Below are 21,895 nucleotides of genomic sequence, written 5' to 3'. Positions count from 1 at the left end.
CGGCCGTGAGGGTCAGGGCGGCGGCCGCGATCGGGGCGGCGATCAGACGTGAGCGCTTGCGAAGCATGTACGTACTCCCAAAGTCGTTACTGACGGCCCACGTTGAGAACCACTCAGAACCGTTCAGAGCGGTCCGGCTCCCGGTGGGCACGGTCCGAGCCTGCGGGGTGCTCTGCCCAAGAGGCCAGCACATCCGGGCAGTTGGGGACGCTGGAACACGTAAAGGCCCTCTGGCCAGGGGATATGTGGGGTGCCTGGAACGCGGGAGTGGGACGCGGTGGACCCCGCGACGGCCTGCACCGTGCCGTCCATGTCCCGGCCACTGACTGGCCCGCCGTTGTTCACGATCGAGGGTGCAACTCCCGTGCGGGGCCCCATGTCTCACTCAATGACCACAAGAACCACCGCAACCAGACATACCAAAGGAACACTTCCGCATGCGCACTTACAGCACTCTCGCCGCCACCGCAGCCCTGGGCCTCGGTGCCCTCGCCTTAGCGGTTCCGGCCGCCCAGGCCGCCCCCGCGGCGGCAGCGACGGCCTCCATGGTCATCGCCGACGGCGAGCTCTGGTACAAGGCGGCCCCCGGCCAGCAGAACCGGCTGACCGTCGACGAAAAGATCGAGCAGCGCGGCGAGTTCGAGTCGTACTACGTCCTCACGTTCCACGACCGCAACGAGATCGCGATCTCCGCGGATGCGGCGCAGTCGGACGAGTGCGCGTACCCGGCGCAGGGCGACCGCACCACCGTGCGCTGCGCCGTCCTGATCCCGCAGGGCTCGGACGACTCGGACAACTACGACATCGACCTGGGTGACAAGGACGACACTCTGACGCTCGCCCCGGACAGCGAAGCGTGGGCCGGGGTCTACGCCGGCGCGGGCAACGACGTGATCAAGGGCTCCGTGGGGTCGATGCTGCACGGCGGCGACGGCGACGACAAGCTGGACGGCGGCGGCGGCCCGTTCGGCTTCGGCTCCTACGGCGGCCCGGGCAACGACACCCTGACCCACTGCGGCCAGGACTGCTTCGGCGAGGCCGGGAACGACACCCTGACCGGCACCGCCGAAGCGAACAACCTGCACGGCGACGACGGCAACGACATCCTGCGCGGCGGGGGCGGCGCCGACGTCCTGTACGGCGGCAAGAACAACGACAAGCTGTACGGCGAGGCGGGCAACGACACGCTGTGGGGCAACAGTGGTGACGACGTCCTGTGGGGCGGCGCGGGCACCGACAAGCTCTCCGGTGGCGCGGGCCGTAACGAGGTGCACCAGGACTGACCACCCCTCAGGGGTCGGAGCGCCGGGCCTGCGAAGACCCGGCGCTCCGATCTCGCGCGAGAGGGCGGGTCACCGTTTTCTCCGGGCGCCGGTCTCTCCAGGCCGCACGGATGCGAGGCTGTGCTGGTCCGCGTCCACTTGATCGCCAAGGGAAGAGAGCCGCCGACATGGCCGTCATCCACCGCACCGTCCTGAAGCCGACCAAGCTCGAGCTGCTCACCTCCTGGCTGCCGACCCGCTCCTGGTATCGCGGTGGTGAGGGCGCGCCGGTCCTGGAGAAGGCCGGGGGCTTCCGCCTCGACGACCCGCAGGGCGAGGTCGGCATGGAGTTCATGGTCGTCACCGACGCGGCCCCCGGCCGTGAACCGGTCACCTACCTGGTGCCCCTCACCTACCGCGGTGCCCCGCTCGACGGCGCGGAGCACGCCCTCGTCGGCACCATGGAGCACGGTGTGCTGGGACGCCGCTGGGCCTACGACGGCCGCCACGACCCGGTCCTGGTCGCCCAGTTGCTGGCCCTGTTCGAGGGCCGGGTGCAGGCCCAGGACCAGAACGCCAGCGACGTCCCCGACCTGGACGTCGTCGGCTCCTACTCCGGCGAGGGCCCCCTGTCCGTCGACGGCGACATCGCCGCCACCCTCCGCCTGTGCCGGGTCCTGCAGCCTGCCCCGGACGGCGAGGTGTCCGCTCCGCGAGGAACGGTCGGTCATGTCGGCGGAGGCTGGCGGCTGCTGGACGGGAACCGAGCCCGAGGAGTGTTCGCCACCCTAGGGGGCTGATCGGGGTAAACCCCCATCCACAGTGGTCAGTTGGGAGGATGTGGCGGCAGGGGTGCCTCGGTAAAGATCGTCGGTATGACGAAGCAGACGACGAAGAAGATGATGACGCCCACGACGCACGGCGTGACGACGAAGACGAAGACGAAGACGAAGATGAAACGCAACGCCACCCTGCTCGCCGCATCCGCCGTCGCCCTCGGCCTCACCGCACCCCTCGCCGCCACCGCGGCGGCCGCCGCACCCGCCCCCGCACCCACCCATGACCGGCAGGCGAACCTCGACTGGAAGAAGTGCACCGGCTCCGGCGTCGACCCCCGCCAGCAGTGCGCGACCGTCGAGGTGCCGCTCGACTACAAGGACCCCGAAGGAAGGCAGACCACCGTCGCCATCTCCCGCATCCCCAGCGAGAAGCCCGAGGCACGGCGCGGCGCGCTGTTCCTCATCCCCGGCGGGCCCGGCGGATCCGCGCTCGACGACCCCTCCGGCAAGGGACAGAAGCTGCCTCAAGAGGTGCGGGACGCCTACGACTTGATCGGCTTCGACCCGCGGGGACTCGGCGCCTCGAACCCCGTCAGCTGCGGCCTCGACCACGCCGACCTCGCCACGTCCCGGCTGCGGCCCTGGCCCGCCGCCGACGGGTCGGTGACGGAGAACATGGCCACCGCCCGCCGCATGTCCCGGGCGTGCGAGCGCAACGGGGGCGAGCTGCTGCGCCACATCAGCACCGCCAACGAGGCCCGTGACATCGACCGCATACGGGCTGCGCTCGGCGAGGAGAGACTCTCCGCCTGGGCCGTCTCGTACGGTACTTACGTCGGCGCCGTGTACAGCCAGCTGTTCCCCGGGCGGACCGACCGCATCGTGCTCGACAGCAACGACAACCCCGACCCCAAGCAGGGCAACCGCGCCTGGGTCGCCAGCCATGAACAAGGCGTCGAGGACACCTTCCCCGACTTCGCCGCGTGGGCGGCCGAGCCCGGCAACCCGTACCGCCTCGCCAAGAGCGCCAAGGACGTGCGGCCGCTGTTCCTGAAGCTCGCCGCCCGGCTCGACCGCGACCCGATCCCGTGGCCGGGCGCCAACCCGGAGGAGCTCAGCGGCAACGTCCTGCGCCAGACGATGCTCGAGACCCTCGCCGAGCCCGACGCCTACCCCACCCTGGCTGAGCTGATCCTCGCCGCTCAGAAGGGCACCGTGCCGCCCGCGCCCGTCGGCCCCCCGGAGGAGGCGCTGCAGAACGTCATCGGGGTCGGCCTGGCCACCCTCTGCAACGACGTCGCCTGGCCCTCGTCAACGGCCGCCTACCAGACGGCCGTTGCCAAGAGCCGCGCCAAGTACCCGCTGACCGCGGGCATGCCCCGGAGCGCGATGCCCTGCGCCGCCTGGCCGTACAAGCCGCAGGAGCCCCCGGTGCGGATCACCGACGAAGGCCCCGCCAACATCCTCCTCATCCAGAACGAGCGCGACCCCAACACCCCGCTGAGCGGCGCCCGCAAGCTCCGCGACGCCCTCGGCCGGCGCGCCACCATGGTCACCGTGGACTCCTCCGGCCACGACGTCTACCTCGCCAACGGCAACGCCTGCGGCGACCGGACCGTCTCCCGCTACCTGGCGACGGGCGTGCGGCCGGACAAGGACACCGCCTGCTGATCCACCTGCTGATCCGCCTGCTGATCCGACCGGTCCGAGGGGGCACGTAATGTTCGTCCAATGGGTCTCTTCGAGCGACTGACCGGAACCAGACGGCCGGGCGACGGCGTGCCGCCGCGCCCGGCCGCGGACGTGCGCGCGGCGCTGCTCGCGCTGGGCGGGCCGGACGTGCCGTGGCTCGTGCGCGCCGCCACCCCCGACGAGAACGCCGACCTGGTGGCGGAGTGGCGGGTCCAGGAGCCCGCCTGGCGCACCTTCTTCGTCCGCACCCAGCTGGACCGGACCCTGAAGACCCGCATGCGCCTGGACGCCGCCGAGCACGAGGTCCGCGCCCTCGACGAACAGTGGGAGGTCGCGTGGGTGGGCGACACCCCGCGGCTGTCCCGCTCGCGCGAGTACTCCCGGGGCCGGGTGAAGACGGTGACCCGGGAATGGACGTACGAGCGGAACGAGGACGGCCACAGGGAGAAGCGCGAGGTGTTCCGCTTCGACCCCGCCGAGATGAAGGACCCCCTGCAGGAGGCGGTCCTGGGCGCGGGCTGGACCTGGCGCGGGGTGGTGTTCACGCTGTGACCCGCTTCGAAGTCGTCACCCGCATCGCCGCGCCCCCGCAGCTCGTCTTCGACATCTCACTGGACGTCGACGTGCACACCGCGTCGATGGCCGACTCCGGCGAGCGCGTCGTCGGCGGCGTCACGGCGGGCCGCATGGCGCTGGGCGAGACCGTGACCTGGCAGGCCCGGCACTTCGGCGTGCCCTGGCGGATGACCTCGCGGATCACCGCCCACGACCCACCCGGCCACTTCGTGGACGAACAGGTCTCCGGCCCCTTCCGACGCTGGTACCACGCCCACTACTTCGAGCCCGACGGCGAGGGCGGCACGCGCATGCGCGACGTCATCGAGTTCACGGCCCCGCTGGGCCCGCTCGGCCGCCTGGCGGAGTGGCTCGCCCTCAACCGGTACATGCCGCACCTCATCCGCTCGCGCAACGCGCACGTCAAGTCGACGGCGGAGGCGGCCCGTTGAGGGAGCGCGGGACGGAGGAGGAAGTGATGGAGGAGGGAGCGGTGGAGAAGGGAACGATGGAGCGCTTCACGGTCCACCACGACGGCGTCACGCTCCCGGTCACCCGCGGCGGCCGCGGACGCCCCCTGGTCCTGTGCCCCGGCCTCAGCTCCACCCAGGCGGACCTGCACGACCTGGCCGCAGAGCTGCGCCACGACTTCGACGTGACTACCTTCGACCTCCGAGGCCACGGACTGGCCTCGGCCGCCGGCTCGTACTCCTTCGAGGCGTTCGGCAGCGACCTCGCGGCCGTGCTGGCGGAGCTCGCCCGCCGCGGCCTCCCGGCCGCGACCCCGCCGCTGCTCGTGGGCTACTCCCTGGGCGCGGACCTCGTCCTCCAGTACGCCGCCGAGCACCCCGACACCGTCCCCCTCGCCGGACTGGTCCTCATCGACGGGGCGAACCCGGTGCCCGACCCCTTCCTCACCCCCACCGACCTGCCGCTCTTCCGCACCATGTGGGAGGAACAGGCGAACAGCGAAGAGGTCGCCCGGGCGAAGGGAACCCCGCGCCAAGTGCTGCTCACCGGCCAGGAGATCCTTGACCTGAACCTCGAAGTCGACGCCGTGCGGACGCAGCAGACCCTCGACCGCCACGGGAAGATCCGCTACCCCATCCGCATGATCATGTCGACCTCGATGGCGGGGGACAGCGCCGAAGACCCCGTCCCGCGCTTCAACCAGCTCTGGCGCGACGGCATCGACCGCCTCCTGCGCGCACGGCCACAGACCCCGGTGACCCGGCTCGACACCGACCACGGACTGGTTTTCACCCACGCGCGGGAGATCGCAGACATCATCCGCACGTCGACGCCATGACCGCCCTCGGCCCGAAGGGCTGCCGTTCCTCGTCCATTCCCTGGCCGAGCAGGCAGCCCCGTGGAGAGCCGGGAGGCCGGAACGTCGTACGCGCCCTAGCGTGAGGCCATGGCACTCGACTGGAACCCGCTCCTCGCCGACCAGCTCGACTGGCACTGGCAGAACCAGCTGCGCCCGCGCCTGGACGGCCTCACCGACGACGAGTACTTCTGGCAGCCCGTGCCCGACTGCTGGACCGTGCGCCCCGACCCCGAACGCGGCGGCCTCACCATCGACTGGGCCTACCCCGCGCCCGACCCGGCCCCGGTCACGACCATCGCCTGGCGCATCGGCCACATCCTCGTCGGCGTGCTCGGCATGCGCACCGCCGCGCACTTCGGCGGGCCGCCCATGGACTACATGACCTATCCGTGGCCGGGCACGGCGGCCGAGGCCCTCGACCGGCTCGACGAGGCGTACGAGAGGTGGATCACCGGCGTGCGGGGCCTGGGCGAGGAAGGGCTCGCGCGGCCGTGCGGCCCGGCCGAGGGCGCGTACGCCGAGGAGCCGCTCGCGACGCTCGTGCTGCACATCAACCGCGAGACGATCCACCACGGAGCGGAGATCTCCCTGCTCAGGGACTTGTACGTGCACCGCTTCGGGGGTTAGGGGGCGCGCCCGCCCCACGCCGCCCGACCCCGTCACCACCGTGTGAAGCACGTCACCCGAGCGCGATGTCACGGATCGCCGACCTGTCTTGTCTCCACTGCGTCGGACGAAAACACGCGACTGCACAGGAGAGCTAGCCATGGAGACGATGACCGTCGAGCGCACCATCGCCGCCCCGATCGACGAAGTGTTCGCCTGGCTCACCACGACCACCAACTACACCCGCTCACCCCTCGTCCTGCGCTGCCGCCTGGCCCGGCGCGGCGAGGGCGCCCCCTACGGCGTCGGCGCCGTGCGCAACCACACCTGGCTCATCGGCTGGTTCCGGGAGCGCATCACGCAGTACGAGCCGCCGTACGCCACCGAGTACGTCGTCGAGCGGAGCCTGCCGCCCTCGCGGCACGAGCTCGGGCGCATGACGTTCACGGAGGTCGACGGGGGCACCCACGTCGTGTGGGTCACCCGCGCCGAGATCCCCGTCCCGCTGGTCGGCCCCTTCCTCACCCGCCGCCTCGCCAAGCCGATCATCACCGGCACCTTCGCCAACATCCTCGCCGCGGCCGACACGGCGCTCGCCCGGGAGACGCACGGTGCGCGCGCCTCCCGGAAGGAGAGCTGATCTCCTACGGGCAGTCGGCCCGCTCCCGCCTCAGGTCCCCGACCAGCCGGTCGAGCAGCGCCCGGTCGCCCGGCAGGTCGAAGTGGCCCACCCCGGGGTGGTCGGTCAGGGAGAAGCGGTGGCAGGGCATCGAACGCCAGGCCAGGACCGCCTCGTTGGTGATGTCCTCCTGGTTGCTGTCGCCGTCCCGGTTGAGGAACTGGTCCGTGGAGATCACCTGGCCCACCTTCAGGTTCCTGAGCCGCGCGCCCACGGGCGTCGCGAGGCCCGAGCCCTTCTCCGCCGACACGTCGACGTTCGGGAACCACCGGGGACCGGTGAACTTCACGAAGCCGATGTAGTGGTCGGCGAGCTCCTTCGCCGCCGGGAGACCCGCGTCGGCGAAGAGCTCCGGGTAGTCGCGCGGGGTGTAACTCCGGCCGGTGGACCCGGCCTTGACGACCGTCTCGCGGTCGCCGAAGACCCGCGGGTCGGCGGCGCTCATGTACGTGGACGGGGCGCTCAGGTACATGCGGGCGCTGCTCCGCGCGTTCGCCCGCGTCGTCGGATAGCCGAAGTCCTGGATGTTGAGCCCCGAGAACATCACCGGGTACAGCAGGCCCTGCCCGGGGAAGTTCCCGGCGATCGGCGTGAAGCCCTGGATGTACTTGTCGCGCCACGCCTGGGACGTGTGGGTGAGCAGGTACTGGGCGTACAGCGGACCGTTCGAGTGCCCGACCAGGCGCACCGGGCGGTCGCCGTTGGCGCGGTACGTCGCCTCGATGAGCCTGCGGGTGCGCGGGACGAAGCCCGCCAGGTCCGGGGTGAGCCGGGAGTCGTAGCCCGCGACCCGGACATCGGTGTCCCGCCGGTACCCGTGCCGCTCCAGCGTCCGGTACAGCGGCTCGTAGAAGGGGGCGCTGCGCGTGCTGCCGTAGTCGACGACGGAGACCCGCACGCCGGGCTGCTCGCTGAAGCGGGCCGCCATCGGCTTCGTACGCCCGGCCGGGGACGAGTCGTGGCGGAGCGTGAGCAGGCGGTCCTGGCAGACCTGGCTGAACTTCTTGCTCGGGTGGTCGTTGAGATACCAGTCCTCGAAGCTGCCCCGGCGCGGACAGCCGGGCGCCGTGGACTGCCCGTCGACGTCCACGCGCAGCTTGGTGAGGTGGAAGGCGGGGAAGAGGACGACGGGCGTACGGCCTGTGGTGGCGGGGGCGGGCGGCGTGGACGCCTCGGCCGCGGGCGGCAGGACCGCCGCCACGACCAGGGGCGCGAGCAGCACCCGGAACCAGGACGTGACGCGCATGCGGGATCACTCTCCTCGATCAGAAGGGCACTCACCGTAGCGGCCGGTCCCGCATGCTGGTCGGCGGCGAGCCGTGTGATGGCCGAGATCCGGCCGTCGCGCCTGGTGGGGCGAGGTGCCCGCCCCCGGCCGGTGGCACGTGGCCCGCGCCCGGCTTTGTATTCTCGGCAGGCACCATCCATCGACGCCCCTCGATGACGGCACACCGGGAGAGGAACCACCATGACCACCGAGCTGAGCCCCGACGCGCTGACGGGACTCCTTGAGTCGGCCCGCAAGGACTACGAGGAGCTGGCCGGGCGCGGCCTCTCCCTCGACCTCACCCGGGGCAAGCCCGCGCCCGAGCAGCTCGACCTCTCCGAGGACCTGCTGAGCCTGCCCGGCGGGCGGCACACCGCCGCCGACGGCACCGACGTGCGCAACTACGGCGGCCTCCAGGGGCTGCCCGAGCTCCGCGACATCTTCACCGGGGTGCTCCAGGTCCCCGCCGACCAGCTGTTCGCGGCCGGCAACTCCAGCCTGGAGCTCATGCACGACTGCATCGTGCACGCCCTGCTGAGCGAGCTGCCGGGCGCCGAGTCGCGCTGGGTGGACCAGGAGCGCATCGCCTTCCTGTGCCCGGTGCCCGGCTACGACCGGCACTTCGGGCTCTGCGAGCGGTTCGGCATCGACATGATCCAGGTGCCCATGACCGCCGACGGCCCGGACATGGACGTCGTGGAGCGGCTCGTCGCCGAGGACCCGGCGATCAAGGGCATCTGGTGCGTCCCGAAGTACAGCAACCCCGACGGCGTCACCTACAGCGACGCGACCGTGGCCCGCCTCGCCGCCATGGAGACCGCCGCCCCCGACTTCCGGATCTTCTGGGACAACGCCTACGCCGCCCACCACCTGACCGACGAGCCCGCCTCGATCGCCGACCTGCTCGGCGCCTGCGCCGAGGCCGGCAACCCGGACCGCGCGTTCGTCTTCGGCTCCACCTCGAAGATCACCGCGGCGGGCGCGGGCGTCGCCTTCTTCGGCTCCTCCCACGCCAACCTGAAGTGGCTGCTCGCCAAGAACGCCAAGCGGTCCATCGGCCCCGACAAGGTCAACCAGCTGCGCCACGTCATGTTCCTGCGCGACGCCGACGGCGTGCGCGCCCACATGGAGCGCCAGCGCGCCCTGCTGCAGCCCAAGTTCGAGGCCGTCGCCCGCATCCTCGAGGCGGAGCTCGGCGGCACCGGTCTGGCGAGCTGGACCTCGCCCAAGGGCGGCTACTTCGTGACCCTCCAGGTGCCGGACGGCTGCGCCAAGGAGGTCGTGCGCCGCGCCGCCGACGCCGGCATCGTCCTGACCCCGGCGGGCGCGACGCACCCCTACGGTGACGACCCGCGCGACGCCGTCATCCGCATCGCCCCGAGCTACCCGGGCCTGGCCGAGCTGGAGCAGGCCATCCACGGACTCGCGGTGTGCGTGCGCCTGGTGGGCTACGAGCAGCAGACCGGCTGAGCCACCCCGGCCGACCGGCGGCCTGGCCCGATCGGGCCAGGCCGAACGGGGTGATCGCACCGTCGGGCGACCGATCCCGCGCGCACGGGTGAACGCGGGGCGACAATCCCGCGCGCGGCACCGGCTCCATGGCGGGATGGGCGAGGCCACCGTCCCGCCCCACGCCAGGAGCCTGCATGCGATCCCGCACGTCGCGCACGTCCCGCCGCCTCACGCGCACCGTCGCCGCCACGGTCGGCGCCCTCCTCGCCACCACGCTGCCCGCCCACGCCGCACCCCAGGACGGCGGTTCGAAGAAGTACGCGGACCACCAGCAGTACAAGGAGTACGTCGCCCTCGGCGACTCCTGGTCCGCTGACGTCGCGCTGCTCGGCAACGTCTCGACCGAGCACGCCCCGTACGCCTGCTTCCAGTCCACGTGGAACTACCCGAAGAAGGTCGCGAAGGCGCTCGGCGCCCGCACCTTCCGCGACGCCACCTGCGGCAGCGCCACCACCAGGGAGTTCGACCGGGCCCAGGAGATCAACTACCTGGGACTCGTCCGGGGCTCCAACCCCCGCCAGTTCTCCCGGCTCTCCCGCACCACCGACCTGGTCACCCTCGGCATCGGCGGCAACGACGCCGGACTGGCGAGCGCCGCCGGATCCTGCTTCAACCTGCTGCCCTCCCTGGAGCTGCTCCCCGGCGTCGGCCTGCCCGCGCCCCTGGGCGGCCAGTGCAAGAAGGGCTGGGTCAAGAACGGCGTGGACGAGATGTCCCAGCGCATCAAGGCGGTCGAGACCAAGGTGTACGACGCCCTGAAGCGCACCCACGACCTCGCGCCCGACGCCACCGTCCTGGTCGTCGACTACCTCGCGGCCGTCCCCCTGGACCACGGCTGCTACCCGTACGTCCAGGTCAACGACGGCGACCTGATGTGGCTCGGTGAGAAGTTGAAGGAGATCAACGGCATGCTCGCCCGGGCCGTGCGCCGCGCCCAGCACGACGTACGGGGCTTCGACGTACGCCTCGTGGACACGTACAGCGGCAGCGTCGGCCACGACGTCTGCCAACTGCCCCGCACCAAATGGGTCGAGGGCTTCGTCCCGCTCACCAGCAACCCGCCCGGCCTCGCGGTCCCGCTCCACCCCAACGAGCTGGGCGCGGACCATCAGGCGGCAACGGTCCTGAAGACGCTCAAGAACTGACGTACAGGAGAGCGGCAGGAGAGGGTGTCGGTCGCCGGTACGGGGGCAGTCGGAAGGAGCCAGCGGGCCGACCGGCCCGCGGAACGGACTCCCCATGCTCGCGGACCGCGTCGACCCGCCCGACGGCTCCAGCATCGTGACCCTCCTGCTGGACACCGAGACGCTCACCGACTTCCTCTGCGTCCTGGCCGAACAGGCCATGAGCTACGCCCCCAAGGCCGACGGGTGCGGCGTCACGCTCCAGCGAACCGGCCGCTTCCTGACCGTCACCAGCGCGGGAACCAGCGCCCCCGCCCTGGACGAGAAGCAGTACGGCCTGGACGACGGTCCCTGTCTCCAGGCCCTGCGCACGGGCCAGGAGGTCCACGTCGCCGACCTCATGGACGAGCCGCGCTGGGGCGCCTACTCCGCCCACGCGGTGGCCGCGGGAACCCGCTCCTCCATGTCGTTCCCCATCGCCCCGCACACGGACACCGCCGGCGCCCTGAACCTCTACTCGCCGCACCCGCACGGCTTCGACGACAGCCACCTCGACTCCCTGCGCACCCTCGCCTCCCAGGCCACGGGCGCCATCGAACTGGCCCAACGCATGGCGCGCTCCCGCCAGTTCACCGCCGACGTGCAGCAGGCCCTGCGCTACCGGGGCGCCATCGACCAGGCCATCGGCATCATCATGGCCCAGCAACGCTGCCCCGGCGCCGAGGCGTTCGCGATCCTGCGCAGCGCCTCACAGAACCGCAACGTCAAACTCCGCGATCTGTGCGTCGACCTGATCACTCGCCTCACCGGCCGGCCCCCGCACGACCCACCCGCGTTCAAGCCACCCGTCTTCTGACCGTGCTGCGTCAGTGTGACGTGGGCGTGGTCACACGGGGTCAGGCCCACCGGCATGGTTACGTGGGGGCTCGTCGAGTGGTGGGAGTGCTCATGTCCGATCAGGAGCAAGAGCGGGCGCAGGAGCTGGAACTGGACCTGGGCTTGGAGCTGGAACAGGACCAGGAGCAGGGAGAGCGGCCCGCGCTGTTGGGCGTGGAGATGCGGCGGGTGTCGCTGGACGACGGCAGCCAGGTGACGATCGTGTGCGACGTCGGCCTGCCCGAGGCGGAGGCCCGCTCCCGGGCGGCGCGAGTGGCGGAGGAGAACCGCCGCTGAACCGGGAGTTCGAGATGGTGGCAGCTCGCAGGAGTGCGAAGAGCCTCTGTCGGTGAGAACCGACGGAGGCTCTTCTGCGCGCGCTACGGGCGGGACGGTGCTACAGCTTGCTCATCTTCGCGTAGGGACTCAGGATCCGCTCCTGCGTCGAGCCGAAGTCCACGAGCGCCGCGACCCCCTCCTCGATGCTGATCACCGAACCGAGACCGTACATGTCGTGGGTGACCTGATCTCCGACGGCGAAGTGTTTGAGAGGCGGTGCGACGGGGGCCTTGAAGGGGCTCGTGGGCAGATGACGCTTCGGTGCTAGTGGCTTTGTCATTGCCGTCAGTATGCGCCGACAGGCGCCCGTTCCGTCCACGCTCCCGGCAGAAATACGCACCCATGTGCATTGACGCCCCACAGCCGCCAGTTCAGGGTGTTGCCCCTGCCTGGTCCGGGACCGGCCAGGCACCACTGACCCTTTGAGGAAGGGCTTCCCTTCATGCGAAGACGTGACTTCGTACGTGGACTGACGGCCGCCGGTGCCGGATTGGCTCTGCCCTTGTCGCTGCCCGACGGGGCCTCGGCCGCCGAGGCGTCCGGCACCGCCGCCGGGGCCTGGCAGCAGGTGCCCGCGCCCGGCGGGGTGCCCGCCACCCGGCTGCTCGGGGTGGCCGCCACGGCGCCCGACCGCGCCTGGGCCGTGGGCATCCAGAACCTGGACCAGGGCCCCGACCACTACGGCACCCCGATCGCCCTCACCTGGAACGGCTCCGTCTGGTCGGTCACCGACGTCTCCCACCTCACCTACACCGGCGGCCTGCGCGCGGTCGCCGCCACAACGCGCGGCGGGGCATGGGCACTTGGGACCGACACCGCGGGCCACGACCAGCTGCTCGCCTGGGACGGCGCGACCTGGCGTGAGGCGCGCTTCCCCGGCCGGGGCGCGCCGGGGACGCAGCTGACCGACATCGCGGCCGGGCCCGGTGGCCGGTTCTGGGTCGCGGGCAGCCATGGCGGCCGCGCCGGGATGATGCACGGCGACGGCAAGACCTGGCGCTGGTGCGAGCCCCTGCCCGACGAGGCCGCCCCGGTCCCGTACGGAATCCATGTCACCCACCGGGGCGAGGTGTGGGTGTACGGCGACATCATCGCCCGCTGGGACGGCGCCTGGACGGTTGTTCCCCATGTGAACGGCATCCGGAGCTCGTTGACGGGGCTCCTCGCCGTCGCCCCCGACGACGTGTGGCTGACCGGACTCTCGTACGGGATCGGCGGCCCGGCCGGAAAGCCGCCCGCCGCCACCCTGGAGCACTGGGACGGCACCCAGTGGAGCAGCGTCCAAAAGCCCTTCAACGTCGGCATCTTGAGTTCCGTCATGGGCGACGAGCAGGGCCGTCCCGACCTGATCTCCGGCTGGGACTTCTGGGACGAGAAGCGAGCCCACTACTTGCGCTGGAACGGAACGGCCTGGATCAGTGAACGCGGCCCGGAGAGCCCCCGCGCCGCATTCCCCCTGGCCCTGGCACGCATCCCGGGGACCGACGGCGGCTACTGGTCGGTGGGCGCGGACTCCTTCTACCCGATCCCACCGACCCAGCTCCGCATCGAACGCTTCACCTGAGGCGCGGCGGCGCCCCCTCGACGGGTCCCCTCGCTCGCCCTACTCGTCGATGGCGGCGCCGAACGCCGCCGCCGTGCCCGGTGCGCCCAGCGTCTGCGCGCCGTACGACCACGCCCCGGACGAGGTGATGCCGCCGGAACCGGCGGACAGCACCCACACGAATCCGTCCCCGGCGTTCTCGCCGGGCGCGGAGGCGAGCAGCCCGAAGCGGCCGTCGCGGTTCGGGTCGGTCAGGCGCACCTGGGCGCCCCACTTGTCGCCCTTCTCGGGGACCCCGGGGATGTCCGCGGAGTCCTGGTCCCAGGACTTGGCGCCCTTGGACGTCAGCCCGCTGCCCGAGCCGCGCAGCACCCAGACGGCGCCCGCGTCCGCGACCGTGCCGATGTCCTCGCCCGGGGCGCCGATCGCGACGTCCGCGTAGCCGTCGCCGTCCGTGTCCGCGACGGAGAGGTCGCTGCCCCAGCCGTCGCCCTGCTCGGCGGTGCCGGGCACTCCGTCGGTGTCCTGCGTCCACCAGCCGACGTCCTCCGACGGGCCGCCTGCGCCGCCGTACCGCACGCCGACCACGCCGCCGGTCTTGAACTCCCCGCCGTCGTCGGGGGAGTTGGGCTCGCCGGTCACCAGGTCGTCGTAGCCGTCGTGGTTGATGTCGCCGGACGCGGCCACGGGCCCGCCACGCAGATCCCGCTCGTACTTCAGCCCGTCCTCGTGCCCCGAGAAGTATGTGGACCAGCCGTTGCCGGGCTCGTCGCCCACGGTCACTCCGCCCACCACGAGGTCGGCGTAGCCGTTGTCGTCGTAGTCCCCGGTGGTGAGGGACTTGGACAGGATGCTTTGGATCCCGACGTCCCCGGCGAGGCGCTGGGTGGCCTGGTGCTTCAGCGGGGCCGCGCCCCTGGCCTGCGGCACGGGGGTGTACACGAAGAGCTCCAGGCTGTCGCGGTCGAGGACGCCGAGTTCGTCGCCCGGCGTCTTGCCGGTGAAGTGCGCGGCGGCGAGCCCGACGCCGAACTGCGCGCCCGCGGTGGGTTCTTGGGTCTGCAGCCAGTCGCTGTCGGCCCCGCTGAGCCCGTTCTTCGAACCCCACAGGATGGCCACCCCGCCGGCGTCGGCCTTGTCGGCGAGGTCCTCGCCGGGGATGCCGACGACGGCGTCGTCGTACCCGTCCCCGTCCAGGTCACCCGTGGCGACGGCCTTCCCGAACCCGTCCCCGGCCTCGGCGGCACCCGCGACCCCCGCCGTCGACTGGCTGAACCGGGCGACATCGCTGGTCCCGATGCCTCTGGAGGAGCCGTACTGCACGGTGACGAGCCCGGCCCCCTTCTCCCCGCTGACCGTCGCCCCGGGGGCTCCGACCAGCACGTCCTCGTAACCGTCGCCGTTGAAGTCGCTGTTGCGGTCGTCGGCGTGGGTGCCCCCAGGGGTGCCGGCGAACGCGGACGGCGCGGCGGCGATCCCCGCACCCGTCATCAGGAGGAACGAAGCCGCGGCGATGGCGGCAGAACGATTCTTGCGCACGAGTGTCTCCTGTAAAGGAAGGCAGCCGGGCGTACGCGGGGGGAGTCCGGAAAGGGCCCGTTCCTTGTCCGGCGCCCAGTTCGACACGGGATGGGGCGGGAGGGTTGTACGGGACGTTGAATTCCGCATGAACGGCAGTGGTCTCCCCCTTCAACGCCGCGCTGACCTAGTGGTGGGCGCGCGCTTCGGCGGCCGTCTTCAGGTCGCCGAGCCACGCCTCGAGGCCCTGGCGGAGGACGTCCGTCGCGTACGGCACGTTCGCGTCCACCTGCGGCCCCCTGTGCGTCTCCTCGGTGCGCACGAGAACGCCGCCCTTCACCTTTGTGAAGGTCCACACGTGGACGCCGTCGATGCGCAGCCCCTCCGCGACCGCGGGGCCGGTCCAGCGGATGCAGGAGTGGTGCTTGAGCTGCTGGACGGTGGAGGTGATGTCCAGGCGGGTGGCGGGAGTTGCGGGGTTGGGGGGAAGCGGGGTCGTCCAGTGGAACGCCGAGCCCTTCCGGAAGGGGCCGCCGTCGAGGCGGTCCACGGACGTGACGGGGGCCTGCCAGGACGGCCAGCGCTCCACGTCGGTCTGCAGCTTCCAGATGGTGCGCAGCGGTGCGTGGATGAACTTCTGCGTGCGGTGGCGGACTTGGGCGTCGGGGTCGACGCCTTCCCCTCGGCAGGTGAGGGATGTGGTGGAGGGGGCGGCGGGGTTGGCGGGGACGGCCCCTGCGGGTGCGGCGGCCGTGCCGAGGACGCCGAGGGCCAGGGGGAGTGCGCAGAGGGCCGCGGCGCCGCGGATGCCGGTGGTGCGGGTGCGGGACATGGTGTTCATCTCGTGCTCCTCAGTGGTCAATGGGTGTGCGGGGCTTGCCTGTTGAGGCGCGCAGCCCCTTGCTTTGCTAGAAGCTCCTGCTTGCGTTAGAAGTTGTAACTCACTTCGGAATGGGCGGTCAATGGGTTGCGTGATAACTTCTAACGAAATCTTGCAGGTGTAGCCCGGGGCTCCTGGGTGAGAGGGGCGGCAGGTCATGGCGAAGTCGGATGCAAAGCCGAGTGCAAAGCCCGCCGCGAAGTCGGGCGCCAGGCCCGACGCCCAGACCCCCCGCGAGCGCTACCGCGCCCAAGTGCGCGCCGAGATCAAGGAACACGCCTGGGAGCAGATCGCCTCGGCGGGCGCCTCCGCGCTCTCCCTCAACGCGATCGCCAAGCGGATGGGCATGAGCGGCCCCGCCCTCTACCGCTACTTCGCCAACCGCGACGAGCTCATCACCGAACTCATCCGGGAGGCGTACCAGAGCCTCGCCGGGACCATCGGCGCGGCCGCCGCCGACGGTGCCGACCTCGCCGGGCTCGCCCACGCCCTGCGCGGCTGGGCCCTGGCGGACCCTCAGCGGTACTTCCTCATCTTCGGCACCCCTGTCCCCGGCTATCACGCGCCCGACGACATCACCGACATCTCCTCCGGGATCATGGCGAACCTGCTCGACGCGTGCGCGGAGCTGGAGCCGGAGGGGTCGGACAAGAAGAAGGGGAAGAAGGAGGGGGTGGAGGGACCGGCGGCGTCGTTCCGCGCCAACCTGGAAAGCCACCGGAGTTGGGCCGGCAGCCACCCCGCCCCCGAGCCCGCCCTCCACCGGGCCCTGGCCTTCTGGACCCGTATGCACGGACTCCTGTCCCTCGAACTCGCCGGGCACTTCACCGGCATGGGCTTCGACCCGGCCCTCTTCTTCGAGGCCGAACTCGACGACTTGCTGGCGCGCTGAGCCGCGCGCTCCTCGCGCCGGGTGCTCCCTTCCGGAACCGGTCCCTCTCGTCCCTCCCGCTCCCCTCCGGAAGCAATTCATGCGCGCTGACTAGGCGTACCGACTAGTCGGTACTACCGTCTGGCCAACGTCGCGGAGCCGGCCCGCGTCGCGTGATCCGCCATGCCCATGGCGTGATCCGTCCTGCCCGTGATCCGTCATGGGCACGTCGCCCCCGGTATCCGGACGTTGATCAAGGAGCCGTATGCCCGCCGTCCCCGCTGCATCCGACACCGCGTCACAGCGCCCCGCCGGCGCAGACCGTGACGCCGTACGGCCGCTTGCCCGGCTCTACCGGCGTGAGCTCGCCGAGTATCCGGCCACCGGTCGGCGCATGATCTATCTGGCGATCGTCGTCGTCACCACCGTCGTCCTGTACTACATGCTCTACATCCAGTACGCGGTGGCGACGTCGATCATCACGCACTTCGACATGACGTACCGGTACTTCATCTGGGTCTCGGTGATCGGCAACGCGATCGGGGCGTTCGCCTCGCTCGTGGCCGGGCTCGCCGACCGGTGGGGGCGGGCCAACCTCGTGGTCTACGGGCTGCTCGCCGCCGCGCTCCTGGTCTTCTTCGGGTTGCCGGGCGCCGGTGACAAGACGACGTACTTGGTGCTCTTCGCGCTGCTGAGCTTCATCGAGGGCATCGTTCTCGTCGCCACCCCCGCCCTCATCCGGGACTTCTCGCCCCAGCTCGGCCGGGCCACCGCCATGGGCTACTGGACGATGGGCCCGATCATCGGGAGCCTCGTCGTCACCCTGGTCACCAGCCACACCCTCGACCACGCCAGTTGGCAGGACGAGCTGCGCTACTCGGCCGCGGCGGGGCTCGTCGTGTTCGTCGCCGCGCTGTTCCTCCTGCGTGAACTCGCCCCCGCCCTGCGGGACCAGATCATGGTGAGCCTGCGGGACCGGGCGCTCGTCGAGGCCCGGGCGCAGGGCATCGACCCGGAGGCGGCCCGGCGCGGTGAGTGGCGGCAGATGATGCACCTCGACATCGTCGGCTCGGCGTTCGCCGTCGCCGCCTTCCTGCTCCTCTACTACGCGGCGGTCGGCAACCTCGTCGTCTACTTCGCCACCACCTTCGGCTACACCGAGCAGCGCACCAACGCCCTGGCCAACTGGTACTGGGCGGCCAACGCCATCGCCCTCGTCGTCGTGGGGCTCCTCTCCGACCGGCTGAAGGTCCGCAAGCCCTTCATGATCGTGGGGGCCGTCGGCACCATCGCCATGACGGCCGTCTTCGCCAGCCGCGCCACCCATGCCGGCACCGACTACTACACGTTCGCCTGGCTCTTCGTCGGCATCGGCGTCTTCAGCGGCGTCACCTACGCCCCATGGATGGCGAGCTTCACCGAGACCGTGGAGAAGCGGAACCCCGCCGCGACGGCCGCCGGGCTCGCCGTCTGGGGCTGGATCGTGCGCATCGTGGTCGCCGTCTCCGCGGCCTTCATCCCCGTCGTCGTCACCTCCGTCACCCCGCTCGTCGAGCACGGCGACGAGGTCAAGGCCGCCCAGGCGAAGGCCGCGCCCGCCCTCGCCGTCATCGACGAACACCCAAAGATCTTCGCCGAGTTGAAGAAGTACACCCCCGCCACCACGCCGCCCGCCCTGGCCGCCCGCGCCGCCAAGGAGGTCGGGCCCGCGGACCTCGCCGTCGTCCGGAAGGCCGAGCCCGAGCTCGCCGTACTGGAAGAGCACGGAGCCCGCGTGCAGAAGGCCGCGCACGACGGGCCGGGGGAGTGGCGCACCTGGTGGTGGGTGTGCGTCGGCGGCCAGGTCCTCTTCCTGCCGTTCGTGTTCGTGATGGCGGGCCGCTGGAGCCCCAGGCGGGCCCGCGAGGACGCCGAGGCCCATCAGGCCGCGGTGCGGCGGGAGATGGACGCGCTGGCGGGGACGTAACCCTCGACACCGTGTCCCCGAAGCCGTGCCCGCACGCCCCTGGGAACCTCGCGAGGTCGGCGCTACCCTCCGCGCATGTTTGCCACGGTGGTCTGGGGAACGGGCAATGTCGGCCGCGCGGCCATCCGCGCCGTCGAGGCCCACCCGCTCTTGAACCTCTCGGCTGTGCTCGTCCACGACCCGCGGAAGGTCGGCCGCGACGCAGCCCAACTCGCAGGAATGGAGGGTGAGTTGGGCGTCGCGGCCAGTGACGACATCGAAGCGGTGCTCGCCGCCCGGCCGCGCGCCGTCGTCTACGCGGCCTCCGGCGACCTCCGCCCCGACGACGCCCTCGTCGACATCACCCGCGCCCTGCGCGCCGGTGCCGTCGTCGTCACGCCCGCCCTGTATCCGCTCTACGACCAGCGCAGCGCCCCGCCCGAGTTCCGGGACCCCGTCCTCGCCGCCATCGCCGACGGCGGCGGTTCCCTCTTCGTCTCCGGCGTCGACCCCGGCTGGGGCAACGACGTCCTGCCGCTGCTCATGAGCGGCCTCGGCTCCACGATCGACGCCATCCGCTGCCAGGAGATCTTCGACTACTCCACGTACGAACAGGAGACAGCCGTACGGGACTTGATCGGCATGGGCCACCCCATGGAGTACGAGCCGCTCATGCTCGCCCCCACCATCCCCACCATGGTCTGGGGCGGACAGCTGCGGCTCATGGCCCGGGCCCTCGGCGTCGAACTCGACGACATCCGCGAGACGATGGACCGGCGCGCCCTCGACACCACGGTCACCACCCGCCTGATGGGCGTCTTCAAGTCCGGTACACAGGGCGCGGTGCGGTTCGAGGTGCAGGGCATCGTCGACGGCGAACCCCGCATCGTCATCGAGCACATCACCCGCATCCACCCCTCCGCCGCCCCCGACTGGCCCTCGCCGCCCGACGGCAGCGGCGCCCACCGCGTGATCATCGAGGGGCGGCCGCGCATCGAAGTCACGGTCGAGGCGGCCGACGAGGGCGACAACCGCTCCGCGGGCGGCAACGCCACCGCGGTCGGCCGCCTGGTCAACGCCATCGACTGGCTCGTCGACGCGGAACCCGGCCTCTACGACGCCCTCGACGTCCCGCTGCGCCCCGCAGTCGGCCGACTCGGAAGGAAACACTCATGATCATCGACGTTCCCGAGGGGAAGGACGCCATCGGCTACGTCTGGGGCGAGATGGTTCCCGGCATCGGGCCCGCCGCCGCGAACTTCTCGATGGCGGTGTACGAGCACACGACGCTGGGCCTGCGGGAGTTCGAGGCTGCGCGGCTGCGCGTCGCGCAGATCAACGGCTGCCTCTTCTGCCTGGACTGGCGCACCGACCGCGACGGCGAGAAGGTCGAGGACGGCTTCGCCGACGCCGTCACCGCGTGGCGCACCACGGACGCCTTCGACGACCGCACCCGCCTGGCCGCCGAGTACGCCGAGCGGTACGCCCTCGACCACCACGGCCTGGACGAGGAGTTCTGGCACCGCATGACCACCCACTACACCCAGACCGAGATCGTGGAGCTGACCATGGGCATCGGCTCCTGGCTGGCCTTCGGCCGCCTCAACCATGTGCTCGGCATCGACGCGGTCTGCGTGCTGCCCGGCCACTGAGGTCGCCTGCGTCACGTGCGTTGCACGCCGACACGGGTCACGGTCGGCCGCTGGGGACGGCTCGACGGCTCGACGTCCTCGTCTGCCCAGTGGAACCGGCCCACCCGCAGCGGATCGGCTTGCAGCGGTGCCGAGTTGGGGGTGGGGGCCAGGCCGGCGGATCACCGACATAATGCCGGGGTGGCACACCCCGAGGCGTCGACCGTCCCCACCTCTTCCACCCTTTCCAGCCTTTCCGCCCCTTCTCCCTCTTCCCCTGTTCCGGAACGCACCCACATCGTCATCGTGGGGGCGGGCCCCGCCGGACTCACCCTCGCCAACATCCTGCGCACCGCCGCGGTCGACTGCGTCGTGCTGGAGACCGAGAGCAGGGACTTCATCGAACAGCGGCCCCGCGCCGGGTTCATCGAGGAGTGGGCGGTCCGTGGCCTCGACCGACACGGCCTCGCCGACCGGCTCCTGGCCCGCGCTCCCGTCCACAGCGAGTGCGAGTTCCGGTACGGGGGCGCCCGCCACACCTTCCGCTACGCCGAGCTGACGGGCCATCACCACTACGTGTACCCACAGCAGTTCCTGGTCACGGATCTGGTCCGGCAGTACGCGGACGAGGCGGACGGCGACATCCGCTTCCAGGTCCGCGACGTCACGCTCCAGGACATCGACAGCGAGGAACCCTCGGTCACGTACACGGACCCGGAGACGGGACGGCGCCGACGCCTCGCCTGCACGGCGATCGCCGGATGCGACGGAGCCCGCGGTGTCACGCGCACCTGTCTGCCGGCGCAGGACACCACGCTCGCCCGGCACGACTACGGCATCGGCTGGCTCGCGCTCCTCGCCGAGGCCCCGCCCTCCAGCGACTGCGTCGTCTTCGGCATCCACCCGCGCGGACTCGCCGCCCACATGGCCCGTACGCCCGAGATCACCCGCTACTACCTCCAGTGCCCGCCCGGCGACACCCCGGACGACTGGCCCGACGCCCGCGTCTGGTCCGAGCTCCACACCCGCCTCGCGGGCGCAGGGGCCCGCCCCCTCACCGAAGGGCGGCTGATCGAGAAGCGCATGCTCGACATGCACAACTACGTGGTCGCCCCCATGACCCATGGCCGCCTCCATCTCGCGGGCGACGCGGCCCACTTGACGGCGCCGATCGCGGCCAAGGGCATGAACCTCGCTCTCAATGACGCGTTCCTGCTCGCCGACGCCCTCATCGCGCACTGCACCCGGGGCGACGACAGCGGCCTCATCGGCTACTCGGCGGCGAGCCTGCGCCGCGTATGGCACGACCAGGAGTTCTCCGAGTGGTTCGCGCACTTGCTGCACGGCCCCTCGTCCGGCGACCCCTTCCAGGCGGGCACGGCGGTGGCCCGCCTGGACCGGATTCTCCACTCACGTGGCGCGGCGGTGGCGTTCGCGGAGTCGTACATCGGGAAGGACGCCGACGGCTAGAACGCGATGGTGGACA

The 21,895-nt window shown here is 71.4% G+C and carries 22 protein-coding genes; 18 read left to right on the top strand and 4 right to left on the bottom strand.

The window, feature by feature from the left end; genetic code table 11:
- Nucleotides 1-437 precede the first annotated feature (437 nt).
- The 8 genes from ACFWYM_RS34035 to ACFWYM_RS34000 all read left to right on the top strand — a co-directional run bounded on the left by ACFWYM_RS34035 (nucleotide 438) and on the right by ACFWYM_RS34000 (nucleotide 6,864).
- Nucleotides 438-1,283: a calcium-binding protein gene (locus tag ACFWYM_RS34035; RefSeq protein ID WP_384846111.1), complete on the top strand. Its 846-nt coding sequence runs from the start codon at nucleotides 438-440 to the stop codon at nucleotides 1,281-1,283.
- Between the two features lie 167 nt (nucleotides 1,284-1,450).
- On the top strand, nucleotides 1,451-2,062 hold the full coding sequence (locus tag ACFWYM_RS34030) for a 1,4-alpha-glucan branching protein (RefSeq protein ID WP_384846109.1): 612 nt from the start codon (nucleotides 1,451-1,453) through the stop codon (nucleotides 2,060-2,062).
- Between the two features lie 153 nt (nucleotides 2,063-2,215).
- A complete protein-coding gene (locus ACFWYM_RS34025; protein ID WP_384846133.1) occupies nucleotides 2,216-3,712 on the top strand; it encodes an alpha/beta hydrolase in 1,497 nt (498 codons plus the stop codon).
- Between the two features lie 60 nt (nucleotides 3,713-3,772).
- Nucleotides 3,773-4,285, top strand: a complete 513-nt coding sequence (locus ACFWYM_RS34020) for a hypothetical protein (RefSeq protein WP_384846107.1) — start codon at nucleotides 3,773-3,775, stop codon at nucleotides 4,283-4,285.
- Complete coding sequence (locus tag ACFWYM_RS34015) at nucleotides 4,282-4,740, top strand: SRPBCC family protein (RefSeq protein WP_384846105.1); 459 nt, start codon at nucleotides 4,282-4,284, stop codon at nucleotides 4,738-4,740. The genes ACFWYM_RS34020 and ACFWYM_RS34015 overlap by 4 nt, the downstream gene beginning before the upstream one ends.
- A gap of 26 nt (nucleotides 4,741-4,766) precedes the next feature.
- Nucleotides 4,767-5,597 (top strand): alpha/beta fold hydrolase, encoded by an 831-nt coding sequence (locus ACFWYM_RS34010; protein WP_384846103.1) that lies wholly within the window; start codon nucleotides 4,767-4,769, stop codon nucleotides 5,595-5,597.
- Between the two features lie 108 nt (nucleotides 5,598-5,705).
- Complete coding sequence (locus ACFWYM_RS34005) at nucleotides 5,706-6,245, top strand: DinB family protein (RefSeq protein WP_384846101.1); 540 nt, start codon at nucleotides 5,706-5,708, stop codon at nucleotides 6,243-6,245.
- Between the two features lie 139 nt (nucleotides 6,246-6,384).
- A complete protein-coding gene (locus tag ACFWYM_RS34000) occupies nucleotides 6,385-6,864 on the top strand; it encodes an SRPBCC family protein (protein WP_384846099.1) in 480 nt (159 codons plus the stop codon).
- A 4-nt stretch (nucleotides 6,865-6,868) separates the two neighbouring features.
- Here ACFWYM_RS34000 and ACFWYM_RS33995 read toward each other — a convergent pair whose 3' ends face one another.
- Nucleotides 6,869-8,149 carry a hypothetical protein gene (locus ACFWYM_RS33995; protein ID WP_384846097.1) on the bottom strand — a complete coding sequence of 427 codons (1,281 nt, stop codon included), beginning with the start codon at nucleotides 8,147-8,149 and terminating at the stop codon, nucleotides 6,869-6,871.
- Nucleotides 8,150-8,371: 222 nt separating this feature from the next.
- On the opposite strand from ACFWYM_RS33995, the gene ACFWYM_RS33990 reads away from it, so the two are divergent.
- The 4 genes from ACFWYM_RS33990 to ACFWYM_RS33975 all read left to right on the top strand — a co-directional run bounded on the left by ACFWYM_RS33990 (nucleotide 8,372) and on the right by ACFWYM_RS33975 (nucleotide 11,979).
- On the top strand, nucleotides 8,372-9,640 hold the full coding sequence (locus ACFWYM_RS33990; protein ID WP_384846095.1) for an aminotransferase class I/II-fold pyridoxal phosphate-dependent enzyme: 1,269 nt from the start codon (nucleotides 8,372-8,374) through the stop codon (nucleotides 9,638-9,640).
- Between the two features lie 176 nt (nucleotides 9,641-9,816).
- On the top strand, nucleotides 9,817-10,827 hold the full coding sequence (locus tag ACFWYM_RS33985) for an SGNH/GDSL hydrolase family protein (protein WP_384846093.1): 1,011 nt from the start codon (nucleotides 9,817-9,819) through the stop codon (nucleotides 10,825-10,827).
- Nucleotides 10,828-10,921: 94 nt separating this feature from the next.
- Nucleotides 10,922-11,662 (top strand): GAF domain-containing protein, encoded by a 741-nt coding sequence (locus ACFWYM_RS33980; protein WP_384846091.1) that lies wholly within the window; start codon nucleotides 10,922-10,924, stop codon nucleotides 11,660-11,662.
- 92 nt (nucleotides 11,663-11,754) lie between these two features.
- Nucleotides 11,755-11,979: a hypothetical protein gene (locus tag ACFWYM_RS33975; RefSeq protein ID WP_384846089.1), complete on the top strand. Its 225-nt coding sequence runs from the start codon at nucleotides 11,755-11,757 to the stop codon at nucleotides 11,977-11,979.
- Between the two features lie 100 nt (nucleotides 11,980-12,079).
- Here ACFWYM_RS33975 and ACFWYM_RS33970 read toward each other — a convergent pair whose 3' ends face one another.
- Nucleotides 12,080-12,301: a hypothetical protein gene (locus ACFWYM_RS33970; protein ID WP_384846087.1), complete on the bottom strand. Its 222-nt coding sequence runs from the start codon at nucleotides 12,299-12,301 to the stop codon at nucleotides 12,080-12,082.
- 162 nt (nucleotides 12,302-12,463) lie between these two features.
- On the opposite strand from ACFWYM_RS33970, the gene ACFWYM_RS33965 reads away from it, so the two are divergent.
- The gene (locus ACFWYM_RS33965) at nucleotides 12,464-13,585 is read left to right on the top strand and encodes a hypothetical protein (protein ID WP_384846085.1); all 1,122 of its coding nucleotides are present in this window, start codon (nucleotides 12,464-12,466) and stop codon (nucleotides 13,583-13,585) included.
- Nucleotides 13,586-13,624: 39 nt separating this feature from the next.
- On the opposite strand, the gene ACFWYM_RS33960 is transcribed toward ACFWYM_RS33965, so the two are convergent.
- A complete protein-coding gene (locus ACFWYM_RS33960) occupies nucleotides 13,625-15,103 on the bottom strand; it encodes an esterase (protein WP_384846083.1) in 1,479 nt (492 codons plus the stop codon).
- 166 nt (nucleotides 15,104-15,269) lie between these two features.
- Nucleotides 15,270-15,914, bottom strand: coding sequence for an SRPBCC family protein (locus tag ACFWYM_RS33955; RefSeq protein WP_384846131.1), 645 nt, complete (start codon nucleotides 15,912-15,914; stop codon nucleotides 15,270-15,272).
- A gap of 205 nt (nucleotides 15,915-16,119) precedes the next feature.
- On the opposite strand from ACFWYM_RS33955, the gene ACFWYM_RS33950 reads away from it, so the two are divergent.
- From ACFWYM_RS33950 to ACFWYM_RS33930, 5 genes are all read left to right on the top strand, one after another.
- Entirely contained in the window at nucleotides 16,120-16,854 is a 735-nt protein-coding gene (locus tag ACFWYM_RS33950) for a TetR/AcrR family transcriptional regulator (protein WP_384846081.1), read from the top strand.
- 244 nt (nucleotides 16,855-17,098) lie between these two features.
- Nucleotides 17,099-18,799: a nitrate/nitrite transporter gene (locus tag ACFWYM_RS33945; RefSeq protein WP_384846079.1), complete on the top strand. Its 1,701-nt coding sequence runs from the start codon at nucleotides 17,099-17,101 to the stop codon at nucleotides 18,797-18,799.
- A 75-nt stretch (nucleotides 18,800-18,874) separates the two neighbouring features.
- Nucleotides 18,875-19,954, top strand: a complete 1,080-nt coding sequence (locus tag ACFWYM_RS33940; protein ID WP_384846077.1) for a dihydrodipicolinate reductase — start codon at nucleotides 18,875-18,877, stop codon at nucleotides 19,952-19,954.
- Nucleotides 19,951-20,430: a carboxymuconolactone decarboxylase family protein gene (locus tag ACFWYM_RS33935; protein ID WP_384846075.1), complete on the top strand. Its 480-nt coding sequence runs from the start codon at nucleotides 19,951-19,953 to the stop codon at nucleotides 20,428-20,430. Before ACFWYM_RS33940 ends, ACFWYM_RS33935 begins: the two co-directional genes overlap by 4 nt.
- 276 nt (nucleotides 20,431-20,706) lie before the next feature.
- On the top strand, nucleotides 20,707-21,879 hold the full coding sequence (locus tag ACFWYM_RS33930; protein ID WP_384846129.1) for a 4-hydroxybenzoate 3-monooxygenase: 1,173 nt from the start codon (nucleotides 20,707-20,709) through the stop codon (nucleotides 21,877-21,879).
- Nucleotides 21,880-21,895: the final 16 nt, after the last annotated feature.

This window comes from Streptomyces sp. NPDC059009, assembly GCF_042740175.1.
Lineage (GTDB): Bacteria > Actinomycetota > Actinomycetes > Streptomycetales > Streptomycetaceae > Streptomyces.
This window is presented reverse-complemented; position numbering and strand designations above follow the sequence as displayed.

Coding starts and splice junctions, on each gene's coding strand:
- ACFWYM_RS34035 (WP_384846111.1), top strand. CDS start 438: ATGCGCACTTACAGCACTCTCGCCGCCACCGCAGCCCTGGGCCTCGGT.
- ACFWYM_RS34030 (WP_384846109.1), top strand. CDS start 1,451: ATGGCCGTCATCCACCGCACCGTCCTGAAGCCGACCAAGCTCGAGCTG.
- ACFWYM_RS34025 (WP_384846133.1), top strand. CDS start 2,216: ATGAAACGCAACGCCACCCTGCTCGCCGCATCCGCCGTCGCCCTCGGC.
- ACFWYM_RS34020 (WP_384846107.1), top strand. CDS start 3,773: ATGGGTCTCTTCGAGCGACTGACCGGAACCAGACGGCCGGGCGACGGC.
- ACFWYM_RS34010 (WP_384846103.1), top strand. CDS start 4,767: ATGGAGGAGGGAGCGGTGGAGAAGGGAACGATGGAGCGCTTCACGGTC.
- ACFWYM_RS34005 (WP_384846101.1), top strand. CDS start 5,706: ATGGCACTCGACTGGAACCCGCTCCTCGCCGACCAGCTCGACTGGCAC.
- ACFWYM_RS34000 (WP_384846099.1), top strand. CDS start 6,385: ATGGAGACGATGACCGTCGAGCGCACCATCGCCGCCCCGATCGACGAA.
- ACFWYM_RS33995 (WP_384846097.1), bottom strand. CDS start 8,149: ATGCGCGTCACGTCCTGGTTCCGGGTGCTGCTCGCGCCCCTGGTCGTG.
- ACFWYM_RS33990 (WP_384846095.1), top strand. CDS start 8,372: ATGACCACCGAGCTGAGCCCCGACGCGCTGACGGGACTCCTTGAGTCG.
- ACFWYM_RS33985 (WP_384846093.1), top strand. CDS start 9,817: ATGCGATCCCGCACGTCGCGCACGTCCCGCCGCCTCACGCGCACCGTC.
- ACFWYM_RS33980 (WP_384846091.1), top strand. CDS start 10,922: ATGCTCGCGGACCGCGTCGACCCGCCCGACGGCTCCAGCATCGTGACC.
- ACFWYM_RS33975 (WP_384846089.1), top strand. CDS start 11,755: ATGTCCGATCAGGAGCAAGAGCGGGCGCAGGAGCTGGAACTGGACCTG.
- ACFWYM_RS33970 (WP_384846087.1), bottom strand. CDS start 12,301: ATGACAAAGCCACTAGCACCGAAGCGTCATCTGCCCACGAGCCCCTTC.
- ACFWYM_RS33965 (WP_384846085.1), top strand. CDS start 12,464: ATGCGAAGACGTGACTTCGTACGTGGACTGACGGCCGCCGGTGCCGGA.
- ACFWYM_RS33955 (WP_384846131.1), bottom strand. CDS start 15,914: ATGTCCCGCACCCGCACCACCGGCATCCGCGGCGCCGCGGCCCTCTGC.
- ACFWYM_RS33950 (WP_384846081.1), top strand. CDS start 16,120: ATGGCGAAGTCGGATGCAAAGCCGAGTGCAAAGCCCGCCGCGAAGTCG.
- ACFWYM_RS33945 (WP_384846079.1), top strand. CDS start 17,099: ATGCCCGCCGTCCCCGCTGCATCCGACACCGCGTCACAGCGCCCCGCC.
- ACFWYM_RS33940 (WP_384846077.1), top strand. CDS start 18,875: ATGTTTGCCACGGTGGTCTGGGGAACGGGCAATGTCGGCCGCGCGGCC.
- ACFWYM_RS33935 (WP_384846075.1), top strand. CDS start 19,951: ATGATCATCGACGTTCCCGAGGGGAAGGACGCCATCGGCTACGTCTGG.